Raw genomic sequence first — 16,751 nt, 5'->3', positions numbered from 1 at the left:
ATGCAGTATAAAAATAAAACTTTTTATACTGCATTTCAGATTTAGAACAATCAATTTTAAAGCAAATATCCTGTTTTCTCCTTAATACATTAAGTTAACCCATAATTACTTCTACATCATGTTCTCTACCATCTTGATATACTGGAAGAAGATTGCCATTAATTCGAGTACCGTCAACCTTAACCTCCCTGACACCTTTACTCACATGCTCGGGATTGTTTACTTTTATTTTAAAAATATCACCCCTGAAAACCCTTTTCACTTCAAAACCATCCCAGTTTTTAGGGATACATGGGTCTATTTTTAAGCTATTAAAATCAGCCCTAATACCAAGAATCCATTGTGTAATAGCTGCAAAATTCCAGGCAGCTGTACCTGTTAACCAGGAATTTTTAGCCTCTCCATGTGTTGCAGCATCTCTCCCGGCAATCATCTGAGCATACACATATGGTTCTGTTTTATGGACTTCACTAATCTCTTCAAGATAGGCAGGTGCTATCTTCTTGTAGTACTCAAAGGCCTGGTCACCCCTGCCGATCATAGTCTCGGCTATCATTATCCAGGGGTTATTATGACAAAAAATCCCCCCATTTTCCTTATATCCTGGTGGGTATGAACTAATCTCCCCTAATTCTATATGATAACTTTTATAAGTAGGATCTACTAAAACAAGACCATAATCTGTATCTAGCCGGTCTTTGACTGAATCCAGAACTGTTCTGGCCAAACCATCCTCAAGACCTATACCACCCATAATACAAAAACCCTGTGGTTCAATATAGAGCTGACCTTCTTCATTTTCAACACTACCTACCTTTTTACCATAGTAATCATAGGCCCGTAGAAACCAGTTCTCATCAACACCATGCTTTTTGATAGCTTCTTTCATCTCCTCAACATAGTTTTGGGCCTCCCTGGCCAATTCTTCTTCTCCTCTCTGGCGGCAAATTTCTATAAAATCCGGGGCAAAGGTAATAAACATACCGGCAATCATAACAGATTCTGCCTGACTATCCTCTTTATTACTTAATACCTGGAAAGACTCACCTGGTTTATCTGAAAAACAACTCAAATTAAGACAATCATTCCAGTCAGCATGTCCTATAAGTGGTAGATCATGTGGACCACGATTATTAACTATATACATAAAAGAGGCCTTAAGGTGATCAAATAGTACTGCCTCCTTACCATTATTAAAGGGCACTTTTTGATTTAAGAAATCAAAATCACCAGTTTCTTTAAGATAAGATGCTGTACCAAGTATTAGCCATAAAGGGTCATCATTAAACCCACTTCCAATAGCATCATTCCCCTTTTTATTAAGAGGCTCAAACTGATGATAGGCACTCCCATCCTCAAATTGAGTTGCTGCCAGATCCAATATGCGCTGGCGAGCCCGCTCAGGAATCATATGTACTATACCAATGAGGTCCTGATTTGAATCCCTAAAACCCATTCCCCTACTTATACCAGACTCAAAATATGAAGCACTGCGCGATAGATTATAGGTTACCATACATTGATACTGATTCCATATGCTTACCATTCTATCGAGTTTTTCATCACCAGACTTCAGCTGATAATTATCAAGTAAGCTTTCCCAGCTATCTTTAAGTTCTCTAAAGGCCTTATCCACTTTTTTATCATTATCAAAATCCCTCATAAGTTGATAGGCCTTTGTCTTATTAATAATACCAGGGGCAGACCACTTTTCTGCTTTTTTATTCTCTATAAAACCCAGTTGAAAGATAAAACTCTTTTCTTCACCGGCTTCAAGATCCATATTAATAGAATGTGAAGCAATTGGAGACCAGCCATTGGCTAATGAATTACTCGACTGACCATTTTTAACCACTGCCGGTTCGTGGAAACCATTATATAACCCCATAAAACTTTCCCGATCAGTATCAAAACCATCAATTTCACTATTTACAGTAAAAAAGGCATAGTGATTCCTTCTCTCTCGATACTCTGTTTTATGATAAATAGTTGCTCCTTCTACTTCAACCTCACCTGTACTGAAATTCCTCTGAAAATTAGTCATATCATCAAAGGCATTCCAGAGGCAAAATTCAATAAAAGAAAACAACTTTAGCGAACGTTTTCTATTACTATTATTTTTAATCTTCAAACGGTGTATTTCACAGTTAGCATTTTCAGGTACAAAATAGAGTATTTCTGTATTAATATCATTATATTCCCCTGTGATTTTACTATAACCCAGACCATGACGGCATTCATATTTATCAAGTTCTCTCTTGACAGGAGCCCAGGTAGGAGACCAGTATTCACCATCTTCAAATAAATAATAATACTTACCACCTACATCATGAGGTATATTGTTGTATCTATAACGTGTTATCCTTAATTTGCTGGCATCTTTATAAAAACTATAGCCCCCTGCTGTATTGGACAGTAGAGAAAAATATGCCTGAGACCCCAGATAATTTATCCAGGGGTATGGAGTATCTGGTCTAGTAATAACATATTCCTTATTTTCATCATTAAAATAACCAAACTTCATAGTCTTTTCTCCTCTCTTATTAAAATCTCTTTAATTAAAATATACCCTTATATTATTTTCTTTTTTATTAAGTCTGCTATATTTTATTTTATTAGTATCAGATATTTTCTCTCCATTAATTTCTATTGATTTCTCTCCCTTCCTAATACATTCAATTTTAAGTATTTTATTCCTTATAACCCTCCTGACTTTAAAACCATTCCACTCTGAAGGCAGGACAGGGTCAACAATCAAACCATCATAATCTGGCCTGATACCCAGAATATAATAAACTGCAGCCCTATACATCCAAGCAGCTGTGCCTGTTAACCAGGAATTACGCCCCAGACCAAATTGAGGGTGTTCCTTGCCTAATATATTTTGACAGTAGACATAGGGCTCTACTTCATAAATATCAGCTATCTCATTTCTACAGGGGGGCAAAACCTGACGATAGTACTGATAGGCCTGCTCTCCATTACCCTCAATAGCCTCAGCAATCATTACCCAGGGATTTGTGTGCAGAAAGATACCCCCATTCTCTTTGGCTCCAGGTGGATAGGTAGTTATCCCCCCTTTAGACTTGTCATATTCATGATAAGCTGGATATAAAAGAACAACCCCATATTCTGTATTAAGATATTTTTTAACATTCTCTAATAATTTTTTTCGATTTTCTTTAGCAGTAATACCTGCTATTATTGACCAGGACTGAGGGTTAAGAAAAATCTTTCCAGACTCACATTTACTAGAACCAACTACTTGACCATTATCATCAAAAGCCCGCAGATACCAGGAGCCATCCCAGGCCCACTTATTTATATCTCCAATTTGTTTTCTATAATAATCATTGTATTTATCTGCCAGCTCTTCCTGCTTAATATATTGTAATAAATCAATCATTTCCTTTAAAGCATATGAATACAGCATACCTGTCCAGACTGACTCTGCAGTTCCATTACCGTGGTCTAAGTTTATTGTATCATTCCAGTCTGCAAAACCAGCTAAGGGTAGATTATGTTTGCCTTTATGACTCTCAGTAAACTCCAGAGCCTGACATAAATGTCTCAAAACAGATGCTTTTTTCTTACTATCAACATAGGGTACTAATTCCTCCAGAAAAGCAAGATCACCAGTCTCTTTAATATAAGCTGTAACAGATAAAATCACCCAGAGGTGGTCATCAGAATACCAGTCTACACTACCATCTTCGCCAGCTTCCCCTATACTACCTTCCCCTGTTAGGGGATAAAATAGGTGATAGGCATTCCCCTTGCTGTGCTGGCATTTTAATAATTTTATAATTAGTTCCTTACTTTCATCTGGAATTGAATGGACAACACCTAAAATGTCCTGGGCACTATCCCTAAATCCCATTCCCCTATTTATACCAAGTTGATATAATGATACAAAGCGGGACCAGTTAAAAGTAGTTTTACACTGATAAGGATTCCAGGTATTAAGCATCAGATTCATTTCATCATCAGGTGTTTCTACCTGACACTTATTCAAATATTTATCCCAATATTTTTTAAGATTAACAAATTCCCTCTTAACCCTATCTACCTTCAAAAAGTTACCAATCTCTTTTTTTGAGATATCTTTATCAGGGGTTGTTCCCAGTAGATATATTATCTCTTTTTCCTCACCAGCCTCTAAAGTAATATTATTATTTAATACACCTGCACCATTAGCACGGCGTGCTTCATTATTATCACAATACCCTCTTTCCACAACAACAGGATTACTGAGATCACGATAACTACCTATAAAAGCCTCTCTACTTGTCTCAAAGGAAGATACTGGCATACTGCTGGTCATAAATATATAATCCCAGTACTTCATAAAGGCATTCCAGTAAATTATATTATCTTCAAAATCACCCTGTTGAATCTGCTGAGTCCAATCCAGGTTCTGCTGGTCCTTAACCGCATCAAAAAAGGAGAATTCGGCATAGGTAAAAAGACCTAAATCCCTTTGCTGTGCGCTATGATTTTTTACCCTTAACCACCAAATCTCCATTGAATGATTACCGGGTACAAAATAGGTGATACTTGTTTTAATATCATCTACTTTCTGTTCTATTGCTGTATAGCCGAGCCCGTGATAGCATTTATAGTAGTCATAATCCCTTTTTACTGGCTGCCAGCTAGCAGACCAATAATTCTCACTTTTATTATCCCGAATATATATATATCTACCAGGCTGGTCTTCAGGAATAGCATTATAGCGATACCGAAGCACTCTTTTATAGCGGGGATCCCCATCAAAACTATACCCACCAGCTGTATGTGAGATAATACCTCCATAATCTCCACCTCCCAGATAGTTAATCCAGGGTGTTGGGGTATACGGATTTGTTATTATGTATTCCTTTTTATCCTGATCAAAAAAACCATAACGCATTTATTATTACCTCCTTTATATAGTTAAATTATCTCCTACCCCTCTTTAATAAAATATCCACTTAAAAAGACAAAGGGAGCATTATAATCTATCGCATATTCATTACAGGAATAAGCCTCTTCATCATCAAGATAACCTTTTTGCTTTAAACCTTTATCATATAGACCATCATCTGCATTATTATTAGGTCCTCCAACAAGTAAGCCGGGTATTAATTGACCACTGGCAATTACCAGTCGATGATGGGGATATTTAACATCATCAGTACCAAGATCAGTAAGGAAGGATTTGCTCAAGGCATTCATTCCTAATACATAATCAATTTGTTTACGGGCAGCATTTATATACCTTTCATCAGAGTTAAATTGATTAGCTAAAACTAAATTCACCCCATATGCTAAAGCAACCTTATTGGAAGCCCAGTAATACTCTGACTCTCCCAATGAAGTAGGATAACCATTACTATTGACTTTACTGACTATCATCTCAGCATGTTGTATTAATCTATCTTGCAAGTTATTTTTTAAGTCATCTGGAAGATTATCAGAACTTAATAGTGCATAAACAGCCAGTGCAGATGTATTATCCCAGCTGATAGGTGCAATTTCTCTTACCTTATCTATATAGTCAGCAGCTAGATCTAGATATTCTCTTTGACCGGTTAATTTATATAATTGAGCATAACACCAAAATTTTTCATCTGACAAATTACTAGTAGTATAAGCACCAGTATTATCATTTGAAGGCCATAAATCAAACTCCTGATTGCGTAAAAACTCTGCCGCAGCTACAGCAGCAGTTTTCAATCTTCGTGCATAATTACTATCAATATCCTTTAAAGTATCGGCTGCAAGTGCTAAAGCACCTGCAAAAATTGCTGTATCAGCAGTCCCTTTTTCATATACATATCGTTTCTTAGTATCATTATCGGGAAGTATCATCCCAGCAAAATTTGCTGGTGTAACCTTATGATAAACACCCCCATCTTCTGCCTGCATCTTTAACATCCAGTCTAATTCATATTTTAGTTCATCAATAACATCAGCTATTTCATTGTTAGACTCAGGAATATCTAGACATATATTTGAAACTTTATCACCAGCTAGTTGATACATCAAAGATAATTGAGCTACAGTTACTCCTGCTGGTGGAATATATTTACCAAAATCACCAGCATCATGCCAACCCCCTGTTACATCCTTAGGTACATCAGGGTTTGTTTTTAAATAAGCATCATCAAGATGGCAGGCTTGATGGTTTATATTAGAAATATCGTCATTTAGATCTATGCCACATCTCTGTAAGTAATATGAACGCATAGTTTCATAGAATAAATTTTTGTAAATCTTATTATTAATATTAAAAACGTAGGAATTTTCAAAACCATTTATCCTGATCTTATACATTCCCGGCCTGGTTAATTTAGTAAAATCACCGTAATAGAGAGTATCACCAGTAGTTTTATCTTCTATAGGTCCAACTATTTTGCCACTAAAAACTTCATCCTGAGATAATGAAGTTAAGATAGTAAACTTTCTTTCAGTTAATTCACCTGAGTTATCAGTCAATATAAAATATTTTTTTGAATCAGGCAAATAGCCTACTTGATTTACTTTTATATCCCTTACCGGCATAACAATCTTAAACTCCTCTTTTGATTTTTCTACATTAATTACCTTATTTATTTCATAACCAGCAATTTTAGCAGAGACAGATAAATTAACTTCTCTATCAGGTTTAAAAACATATCCAGCCCTGTTGTCAACTTCAAATTTAGATTTAAATTCCGGAAGGTCATTTAAAAATTCACCTTTATACCAGACATAAATTCGATGGTATTTTTCAGTTTTAAAGGAAGGTGGGGTAATGATGTATGGTTTGTTAAAGATTTTTTCATCTTTAGTAAGATAGGCTTTTTTCCAAACCTCTGCCGTCTGCCATCCAGTACCATCTCCAAAAGCAATCATCTGTGTAGAACGTGTATCTTTTCCTTGACCATTATCTAAGCCAAAATCAAACCAGACAGTCTGACCAGGATTAACAGTTTGTATGTCAAAATTAGATAATGGTATTTTGGCTTCTAATTGATATCCTTCTTTTGTTGTTACTATCTTTACATCATAAGCAGTCAATTCCTCACCTTTTGTCCAGTGCCAGGTTTCAATCCCTCCTGAAGTTAGTGATAGACCGAATTGATAATCATTTTGGTAAGAACTATGTACTTTGTCATGAAATCCAATATATACTTCCAGACAATCACCCTGATAGATATCATTCCCTTTAAAATTGTTCATTAATGGAGTACTATCTTTTATTATTGCAGAAATATACATATTTTTATTATCAAAAAAACTATTTATTAGACCATTAAAATTTTCAGGTGATTTACGTTCTCCATTAGTTATCTGAGTATCACTATTGATAATACAGGGTATTGTAATAGGCCAATCATTAAATTGCCCATCAATAGTAATATTGGAATCTATATTGAAATATATAGGAAACTGATCAGTAGCTAATATTGGTGTAACTACTATTATTAGAAATAATAAAATTAACAAAAAAAAGAGACCTTTCTTAGACATAAGAAGTATCACCTCTTGTAATTATTCTTTTTTCAAGTTATAAAAACTAATAATATTTAAAGGGGAAGGGATAAACCCTTCCCTGATATTTTTAGTTGCCAAGTATAGCATTAACTTCTGCCGCAGCTGCATCTAAATACTCTTCAGCAGAATTCTCATCATAGTTACCTTCTACCCATTCAGTTAATACATTACTGAAATTACCCTGGATAGAAGTTTCGATTTCGCCCCATTCTGCTAATGTTGGATAGGCCTTAGCATAACTGAGTGTCGTATTAAATAGTGCCATTTTACCACTATTAAAGAATGGATCACTAAAGGCTATCTTGGTTGTAGGCAAGAAATTACACTGGTTCTTACAATATGAAACCAGATTTTCTTTTCTTATCAAGAATTGAACCCAGGCCTTGGCTGCTTCAATTTCCTCTACCGGGGCATTGTTTCTAATTACAATATTACTACCACCGGCAAATGCACCCCTACCAGCAGGACCGGCAGGTGGTTGAACAATATCATAGGGTAAATCTGGATTTTGATCAGCAATAACAGCAATCTGAGATGGTTCAGTAATAGTCATAGCAACATCACCATTAGTAAAGGCCGCATTAGCCTGAGGCTGGTTATACTCAGCACACGCAGGACTAGCCAGACCACTATCAAGTAAACCTACCCAGTAATCAATTGCATCATAACCTGCCTGGCTATTAAAAACAGCCTTATCGTCTACTAACATTTCTCCACCAAATGACCATAAGAGCATGGCATAATTATGAATCAAATCCCAGGCACCTGTTCCCGCAATCGCAAAAGCACTGCCTTCACCATACTTATCAACTACCTTTTGACCAGCATTCATAACTTCAGACCATGTCCCTGGAGGAGTAGTAATACCAGCTTTTTTGAACATTTCCGTATTATAGAATAAGCACCTTGTTTCAGCAAACCATGGTATACCATAAACCTTACCATCATATGTAGCACTTGCCAGGGGCGCCCCCATAAATTCATCAAAATCATTCAGATCAAATTCAAGGACACCACCAGTAGCAGCAAATAATCCCTGCCAGGTATTACCGATCTGAAATACCTGAGCACCCTCACCAGTGATAACTGTATTTGTTAAACGATTTAAACTATCCCAGCCGATTTCTTCAAAATTAACTTTAACACCTGTTTCAGCTTCAAACTCTGCAGCAGCCTTTGCCATCCATTCATAATGTGCTTCCGAAGGACCATTAGGCATAGCCCAGAATGTAATTTCAGTAGCACCAGCTACTGCTGCAAAAACCAGCATCATTGCGATTGTTAATAACACTACTAACTTTTTCACTTAAAAATACCCCCTTTAGAATTTAAAAAACTACTCCCATTAAACCGATCAGATATAAATACCCTGCAAACCACCTCCTTTAAATATTTGAGCCTACCAGGATAAGCCTACCCGGTTTTACTCATTTTATAGATAAGTTTATCTTATTAGATTAAGATAAAAGATTTTTACAAACTTATTAACCTTTTGTTGAACCAGCTACTAAACCCTGCACAATATGTTTCTGGAAAATCGTAAAGAGAATGATAATTGGCAGGCTAGAAACAATACAGGCCGCCATCATTTGACTCCATTTAGCCTGATTTCTACTAATGTATTGTAACAAACCTAAGGAAATAGTCCTTGTAGCAGAATTGGTTAACACTGTCGCAAATAAAATCTCTCCCCAGCCCATAATAAAGGCATAAATTGCTACAGCAGCAATACCCGGTTTAGCAAGTGGTATAATAATTCTAAAAAGGGCCTGAAATCTATTGCAGCCATCAATCAAGGCCTGTTCATCAATACTCTGTGGTACTGAATCAAGGTAATTCCTCATCATTAATGTAGCAAAAGGAATAGCAAATGATGTATAAGTAAATATCATACCGTGATAGGTATTAACCATAGGAATACCTGTTAAAGCTTTAATCCAATTAAACATTACAAAATATGGTATGATAAACAGAATACCAGGTAACATCTGGGTGGATAAAACAATTAGTGTATAAAGATTCCTGCCGTAAAATCTAAACCTGGAAATACCATATGCTGCCATAACAGCAACAAGCGTAGCAACAAACATAGCACCTGTACAAATAATAAGACTGTTTTTAAAAAATTTTAAAATTGGCACAGTTCTATTCATTTCACTATAATTTGACAAAGTAAAGGTCTGGGGTATCCAGCTTGGTCTCATCCCTTGAATCTCCAGATCAGTCTTAAATGAAGCCGATAACATCCACAAGTAAGGAGCCAAAACAAGGGCTACCATAATTATTATTGCCAAATAGAATAGTGTCTTCCCGGAAATAGTCATATCTTTTACATTATTCATCAGATCACTCCCTTTACTCTTCTGCCCTAATCCGGAAGATATATAAGTATAACAGGGTAATAACTAACATAATTACCATTAAAGAAACAGACAAGGCTGAACCTATACCATACTTAAAGAAACTAAAAGTTTGGCGCATAATTAAGGTATTAGGAACTTCAGCATATTTCCCCGGGTCTGAACCAAGTAGTGTTACAAACTGGTTATAGGCATGAAAATTCCAGAGTATATTCATAATCATCATTGTTTTTATTACCGGTGATAAATATGCCATAGTAATATACCTAAATCTCTGCCAGACAGATGCCCCATCAATCATTGCTGCCTCATACATTTCCTGAGGAATAGTCTGAAGCCCGGCCAATAACATCAGTGCACCAAAGGGCCAGCCTTTCCATATGGCTGCTATCATAACAGCATATAAACTATTGGAACCCACTAACCACATAACCCTGTCCTGAATAATACCCAGATTTTGTAATGTCTCATTAATAATACCAATCCTGTTTTGAAACATAAACCGCCAGAAACTAAAAGCAACCGCATCTGGTGTAATATAAGGTATTAAGATCAGTCCCCTTACTAAAGTTCTACCAAAGAAATCCCTATTTAATAATAATGCAGCAATAAGTGATAATACAAAACCACCTAAGATGGTTACAACACCATAGTACAATACATTCCATAAACTACTTATATACCTCTGACCAACTGTAGTAACTGGATCAAAACCATTGATATAATTTTGAAAACCAATCCAGGGGGCCGAAATCCAGTTGCGAATTGTAAAAATATCCAGTTTCTTAAAACTGATCAAAACCCCCCAGGTCATCGGTAATATATGTACAAACAACATAGCAAGTGCCGCTGGCAAGATAAACCAGTAAGCTAAAGTTTTTAATTTCCGCATCTTATCACCTCAAATTTTTTTTGCTACCCTATCACAATCCTATATTTACTCTTCATCAATCACCTCACTCCAATATCAAACTAATCAATTGCTTTACAGGAATCTCTTTTTATTAACTTAGTAGGTAATACAATAGGAAAAAAACTTTTTTGTTCATTTATAATATCCAATAAAAGTTCAGCAGTCTTTTCCCCCATAAGCAACTTGTCCTGATGGACTGTTGTCAGGGCAGGCCGCACATAACGGCTTATTTCAATATCATCAAATCCTACAAGTGAAAAATCATCTGGAACACTAAACCCTTCTTCTTCAATGGCCGCCATAGCACCTATGGCCATTTCATCACCCTGACAAAATACTGCAGTCGGTTTTTCATCTAAAGATAGGATTTTTTTCATGGCCTGAAATCCACCCTTTTCACTAAACTCTGTTTCAATAATCCATTTATTATTATTATTAAGTTTTAGTTCATCCTTTTTCTGCTGAAATCCAATCAGACGGTCCTGGGCAGCTTTAGTAATCCACTGTCCCATAATCATCCCGATCTCTCTATGACCTAGATTATATAAATGTTCAACAGCTATTTTTGCTCCCTGCACATTATCAGAAATAACATAAGAGGCCTTCTTACCTACTATGTCAAGGTCAACAAAAACTGTCGGAATATTAGAGTTAATTAATCGATCAATATTAGGGTCAGTCCTCGGCATCCCCATCAAAATTGCTCCATCAACATTTCTATTCTTGCTTTTTTCAGTATAACTGAAGCGATCACCCCAACGGTGAGCAAACATAACCAGATCATAACCCTTTTGAAAAAAAACCTTTTCAATACCATAGATAACATCACGGAAAAAAGGATGTCTAAGCCCACTATTTAAATGATCAGTAAAAAATATACCTATTGTATTGGACCTATTTGTTGACAAACTCCTGGCAATAGCATTAGGACGGTAATTTTCCTGTTCTATTACCTTGATTACTTTTTCCCTTGTCTTTTCCCCAATATCCGGGTATTCATTAATTACTTTGGATACTGTTGTAACTGACACTCCTGCGATTTTTGCTATATCCTTTATTGTCGCCAAAACCAGCACCCCCATGCCTATCTAAAACGGTTTAGTAGTTATTTAAAAAAATAATTAATATAACTTAAAAAGAAACTATAAAGTTGATAATTTTCGACAGTTTTTTCAGGATTATATCTATCAAAACTAAATCGGTTTAGTATCTTTATATATACATATTCAATACTAAATTTAAAATTCCTTCTTTTTTTTAAAAAAATTTTAAAAATTTCCTTCTCTAGACTTTTCTATACCCATTCTCTTATCATGTATTTTCTGAGAAATACAATGCCATTCATTAGATATTAGATCAAGCCTTTCCGCATTTTCAGCTGCAAATATCTCCCGGACACCCTCATGGGTTGGTAGAGCAGAAGACTCTTCTACAATATCCCTCAGGGCCTGGGGGTTATCTATAATTGGACAGGGACACATCAGGTTTGCAGAAAATGGCTGTCTCTTTTGATAAGCCTTAAACAAGGGGTTATGTAGGATTTCTTTTAATGATTTTTCTTTGACATTATCCACAGAAAAATGTGCAAAAGCACAAGGTTCTGCTTCCCCTTTAGCATTTATATGAAAATACCTTCTACCTCCAGCAATACACCCTTGACTAAATGTCCCATCATTCCAGAAGTCCATAACAAAAAGTGGTTTATTATTCCTCAAGTCAGTTACCCTATCTGCTAGATTATATCTCTGCTCTGGTTTGAGCATTAAATTAAAATCAGGATTTCTCCCAATCGGAATATAATGAAATGACCACATATAAATAGCGCCTTTTTCAATCATTAAGTCAATGAATTCATCCCCAAATAAAGTATCCACATTATCCCTGGTAGCTGTAACACTGGCACCAAATATAATACCCCGTGCAGAAAGACGGTCCATAGCATCCATTATCTTAGCAAAGGTTCCTTCTCCCCTGCGCTGATCAGTTTGATTTTTAAAACCCTCAAGACTGATAGCTGGTGTTACATTACCAACTTCCAATATTTTATCCGCAAATTCATCATCGATCAAAGTGCCATTTGTATACATCATAAAACCAACATCATCATGTTTCCTGAAGATATCAAAGAGATAAGGATAAAGTGTAGGTTCCCCACCAGATAATACAATAAAATATATCCCCAGCTTTTTGGCTTCCACAATGACCCGATCTACAACTTCAAATTCAAGGGTATCCTTCTTATTATATTTCCCGGCCCAACAACCATTACAGTTTAAATTACAGGCACTGGTAGGATCTATTAATATTGTCCAGGGTACTGCTGTTCCCAATTCTTCAGATAATTCGTATTGGTATGGTATACCTAAAATCACGGCATTAACAAAGAAATTCATCAATAAGCCATCCCTATAAGCAGGGGCAATATCACTTAGTTTTTTAATATATTGTTTAATAACTGGATTTCCTTCATAATTTTCCCTCATAGCCTGTACGGCCTGTTTATGGTTATCACGCTTGACCAATTTTTCTGCTATATCAAGAATATGCAAAAAGTTTTCCTCTGGGGACTTTTCAATGTACTTTAAAACCTGCTTGACTGCCAAATCAGCAGCAAATCTTTTTGCAAAATCAATATTAATACCCATTAATTGATCACCTCTAACTTTAAGCTATCACTTTATACATATATATTCGTGTAACTCTAAAAAATGATAGCTAATTAGTTTATTTGGTGATCATCGTTTAGGGTTATTTTATATAATCCTGCAAGGCCTGTACTTCAATATCTTCTCCTGCCTTTATCTCCTGAAGAACATGTAAAATCGCTGCAGTAGTATCTAGTGAAGTTAGACAGGGAATACCCATTTCAACTGCATTCCTTCTGATCTGAAATCCATCCCTGGCTGGTATCTTACCCCTGGTAAGGCTATTAATAACTAAATCAACCTTATCCTGATTGATTAAATCAATTACATGTGGCGAGCCATCTGAGACTTTATTTATTTTTTCAACCTTCACACCAGCCTTTTTAAGGGCATCAGCTGTCCCTTCAGTAGCAATAATATTAAAACCCAGTGCTGTGAAATCTTTAATATATTTAATCGCTTCCTTTTTATCCTTATCGGCTATAGTTGCCAGAATTGTTCCTTTTTGAGGTATCTCAATACCAGCAGCTATTAATCCTTTATATAAGGCCTTTTCATATGAATAATCCAGACCAAGAACCTCCCCTGTTGATTTCATTTCTGGACCTAATCCTGTATCAACTTTTGTTAATTTGGAAAAAGAAAATACCGGTACCTTAACAGCAATATGTTTCTTTTCCCTGACAAGGCCTGTTAAATAACCCATCTCTTTTAAGGGCACTCCCAGCAAAGCCTTTGTGGCCAGTTTAACCATAGGAACCCCGGTAACCTTACTTAAATATGGTATTGTACGGCTGGAACGAGGATTTACCTCAATAATATAAATATTATCCCCGGCTACAACAAACTGGATATTTATTAGGCCCTTGATCCTTAAAGCCCGGGCAATCCTGATAGTATAATCTACTATCTTTTCTTTTAATTCTGCTTTTAATGAATGTGTAGGGTAAACAGCTATACTGTCACCAGAGTGAACACCAGCCCGTTCCACATGTTCCATAATCCCGGGTATTACTACATCCCGGCCATCTGAAATTGCATCTACCTCTATCTCCATACCAGTAATATATTTGTCAACAAGAATCGGATGTTCAGGGGATATCTTAACTGCATTTCTCATATATTCTATAAGTTCATTATCATTATAAACTACTTCCATCGCCCTACCACCAAGGACATAGGAGGGGCGTACTAAAACAGGATAGCCAACATTATAGACTATCTTTTTAGCCTCCTCTAAGGAAGCAGCTACATCACCACTTGGTGTAGGGATATTAAGCTCTTTTAAGAGTTTTATAAATCTATCACGGTCTTCAGCAATATCTATCGCTTCAACAGATGTCCCCAGTATCTCTACACCTTCACTTGCTAGTGGATGAGCTAAGTTTATGGCAGTTTGACCCCCAAACTGTACTACAACCCCGGCTGGCTTTTCCTGTTCGATAATATTCATTACATCTTCCTTAGTTAGAGGCTCAAAATATAATCTATCTGAAGTATCAAAATCTGTACTTACAGTCTCCGGGTTATTATTAACAATAATAGATTCATAACCCTCCTCATGAAGGGTCCAGGCAGAATGTACACTGCAATAGTCAAATTCAATCCCCTGACCTATTCTAATCGGCCCTGAACCAAGGACCATAACTTTTTCTCGGTTCGTTCTGATTGATTCATTTACAGTTTCGTATGATGAATAATAATATGGTGTAACAGCCTCAAATTCTGCTGCACAGGTATCAACCATTTTATAAACCGGTTTTAGAGCATGTTTATCACGTATAGATTTTATTTCTTCCTCTTTTTTACCTGATAAAGTAGCAATCTCCCTGTCAGAAAAACCAACCCTTTTCACTCTTTCCAATAATTCAGGGGTAAGTTCGATTTTTATATCTTCTTCCAAATTAATGATATTTTCTAATTTACTTAAAAAATAGCTGCTGATATCTGTTAATTTATGGAGTTCATCTACACTATAACCCCTTCTTAAGGCCTCAGCCAGAACAAATAAGCGCTCATCATCAGCAGCCAGTAGTTTTTCCTTTAACTTCTTATCATTAAATGACTCTATGGCAGATTGTTTTAATCCATAGACCCCTATCTCCAGAGAACGTACAGCCTTCAGGAGGGCTGATTCTATAGTACGATCAATAGCCATAACCTCTCCAGTTGCTTTCATTTGTGTACCCAGACCGCGGTCAGCATAATGGAACTTATCAAAAGGCCAGCGCGGTATTTTAAAAACAAGGTAATCAAGGGCCGGTTCAAAACAGGCCATTGTTTTGCCAGTTATAGCATTTTCTATCTCATCCAGGGTATATCCCAGGGCAATCCTGGCAGAAACCTTGGCAATCGGATATCCTGTTGCTTTAGATGCTAGAGCACTGGAACGACTTACCCGGGGATTAACCTCAATAATATAATACTGAAAATTCTCTGGGTCTAGGGCATATTGTACATTACATCCACCCTCAATCCCCAGGGCCCTAATTATTTTCAATGCTGAAGAACGCAGAAGCTGATATTCTTTATCAGTCAGGGTCTGACTGGGGGCAACAACAATACTATCACCGGTATGAACCCCTACTGGATCAAAGTTTTCCATATTACAGACAGTAATACAGTTATCATTACCATCCCTCATTACTTCATATTCTATCTCTTTCCAGCCCTTAATACTCCGTTCTATTAATATCTGACCAATCAAACTATGTTTAAAACCCCGGGCCGCTATATCCTCCAGTTCTGCTGGTGAATGAGCTACACCCCCACCTGTTCCTCCCATAGTATAGGCCGGACGGATGATAACAGGATATCCAATATTATTGGCAATTTTCTTTGCTTCAACAATCGTTTCAGCAGTCTTACTGCTTAAAACAGGTTCACCTATTTCATCCATTAATTCCTTAAATGTATTCCTATCCTCTGCCCGCTGGATTGTTTCCAGAGGAGTGCCCAATAATTCTACTCCCACTTCGGTCAGTATACCTGTTTCGGCCAGATCTATCGCCAGGTTCAAAGCAATCTGTCCACCAAGTGTTGGCAGAAGACCATCAGGTCTTTCCTTACGAAGTATTTTACTTATCACCTCAACTGTTAGCGGCTCAATATAAACCCTATCAGCCATATTCTCATCAGTCATTATGGTTGCAGGATTACTATTAACAAGTACAACCTCCAGACCTTCTTCTTTTAAAGCGCGGCAGGCCTGACTGCCGGAGTAATCAAATTCAGCCGCCTGACCGATTATAATCGGACCAGACCCTATCACCATTACCTTCTTCAAATCTTTCCTTAAGGGCATCTTTATAACCT

At 36.6% G+C, this 16,751-nt stretch carries 9 protein-coding genes; all 9 read right to left on the bottom strand.

Translation table 11 applies throughout. From position 1 onward, the window contains the following. Positions 1-94: 94 nt before the first annotated feature. The 9 genes from D7D81_RS10460 to carB all read right to left on the bottom strand — a co-directional run bounded on the left by D7D81_RS10460 (position 95) and on the right by carB (position 16,740). Positions 95-2,524 (bottom strand): glycoside hydrolase family 94 protein, encoded by a 2,430-nt coding sequence (locus D7D81_RS10460; protein ID WP_125989770.1) that lies wholly within the window; start codon positions 2,522-2,524, stop codon positions 95-97. A 30-nt stretch (positions 2,525-2,554) separates the two neighbouring features. After that, on the bottom strand, positions 2,555-4,909 hold the full coding sequence (locus D7D81_RS10455; RefSeq protein ID WP_125989768.1) for a glycoside hydrolase family 94 protein: 2,355 nt from the start codon (positions 4,907-4,909) through the stop codon (positions 2,555-2,557). A 35-nt stretch (positions 4,910-4,944) separates the two neighbouring features. Further along, entirely contained in the window at positions 4,945-7,494 is a 2,550-nt protein-coding gene (locus tag D7D81_RS10450) for a glycoside hydrolase family 9 protein (protein WP_125989766.1), read from the bottom strand. A 91-nt stretch (positions 7,495-7,585) separates the two neighbouring features. Further along, entirely contained in the window at positions 7,586-8,824 is a 1,239-nt protein-coding gene (locus tag D7D81_RS10445) for an extracellular solute-binding protein (protein ID WP_125989764.1), read from the bottom strand. 178 nt (positions 8,825-9,002) lie between these two features. Next, on the bottom strand, positions 9,003-9,860 hold the full coding sequence (locus tag D7D81_RS10440) for a carbohydrate ABC transporter permease (RefSeq protein ID WP_286169569.1): 858 nt from the start codon (positions 9,858-9,860) through the stop codon (positions 9,003-9,005). 13 nt (positions 9,861-9,873) lie between these two features. Further along, on the bottom strand, positions 9,874-10,770 hold the full coding sequence (locus tag D7D81_RS10435) for a carbohydrate ABC transporter permease (protein ID WP_205739179.1): 897 nt from the start codon (positions 10,768-10,770) through the stop codon (positions 9,874-9,876). An 80-nt stretch (positions 10,771-10,850) separates the two neighbouring features. Further along, positions 10,851-11,858: a LacI family DNA-binding transcriptional regulator gene (locus tag D7D81_RS10430; RefSeq protein ID WP_125989762.1), complete on the bottom strand. Its 1,008-nt coding sequence runs from the start codon at positions 11,856-11,858 to the stop codon at positions 10,851-10,853. Between the two features lie 201 nt (positions 11,859-12,059). After that, positions 12,060-13,436, bottom strand: coding sequence for a radical SAM/SPASM domain-containing protein (locus tag D7D81_RS10425; protein ID WP_125989760.1), 1,377 nt, complete (start codon positions 13,434-13,436; stop codon positions 12,060-12,062). 103 nt (positions 13,437-13,539) lie between these two features. Beyond that, positions 13,540-16,740, bottom strand: coding sequence for a carbamoyl-phosphate synthase large subunit (gene carB / locus D7D81_RS10420; protein WP_125989758.1), 3,201 nt, complete (start codon positions 16,738-16,740; stop codon positions 13,540-13,542). Positions 16,741-16,751 lie beyond the last annotated feature (11 nt).

The organism is Halocella sp. SP3-1 (genome assembly GCF_003953885.1).
Classification (GTDB): Bacteria; Bacillota; Halanaerobiia; order Halanaerobiales; family DTU029; genus Iocasia; species Iocasia fonsfrigidae.
The sequence above is the reverse complement of the archived record's forward strand: the minus strand, read 5'-3'. Positions and strand labels throughout refer to the sequence as shown.

Excerpts from the sequence above, each read along its gene's own strand:
- D7D81_RS10435 (WP_205739179.1), bottom strand. The coding sequence starts at position 10,770 with ATGCGGAAATTAAAAACTTTAGCTTACTGGTTTATCTTGCCAGCGGCA.
- D7D81_RS10450 (WP_125989766.1), bottom strand. The coding sequence starts at position 7,494 with ATGTCTAAGAAAGGTCTCTTTTTTTTGTTAATTTTATTATTTCTAATA.
- D7D81_RS10425 (WP_125989760.1), bottom strand. The coding sequence starts at position 13,436 with ATGGGTATTAATATTGATTTTGCAAAAAGATTTGCTGCTGATTTGGCA.
- D7D81_RS10440 (WP_286169569.1), bottom strand. The coding sequence starts at position 9,860 with ATGAATAATGTAAAAGATATGACTATTTCCGGGAAGACACTATTCTAT.
- D7D81_RS10455 (WP_125989768.1), bottom strand. The coding sequence starts at position 4,909 with ATGCGTTATGGTTTTTTTGATCAGGATAAAAAGGAATACATAATAACA.
- carB (WP_125989758.1), bottom strand. The coding sequence starts at position 16,740 with ATGCCCTTAAGGAAAGATTTGAAGAAGGTAATGGTGATAGGGTCTGGT.
- D7D81_RS10460 (WP_125989770.1), bottom strand. The coding sequence starts at position 2,524 with ATGAAGTTTGGTTATTTTAATGATGAAAATAAGGAATATGTTATTACT.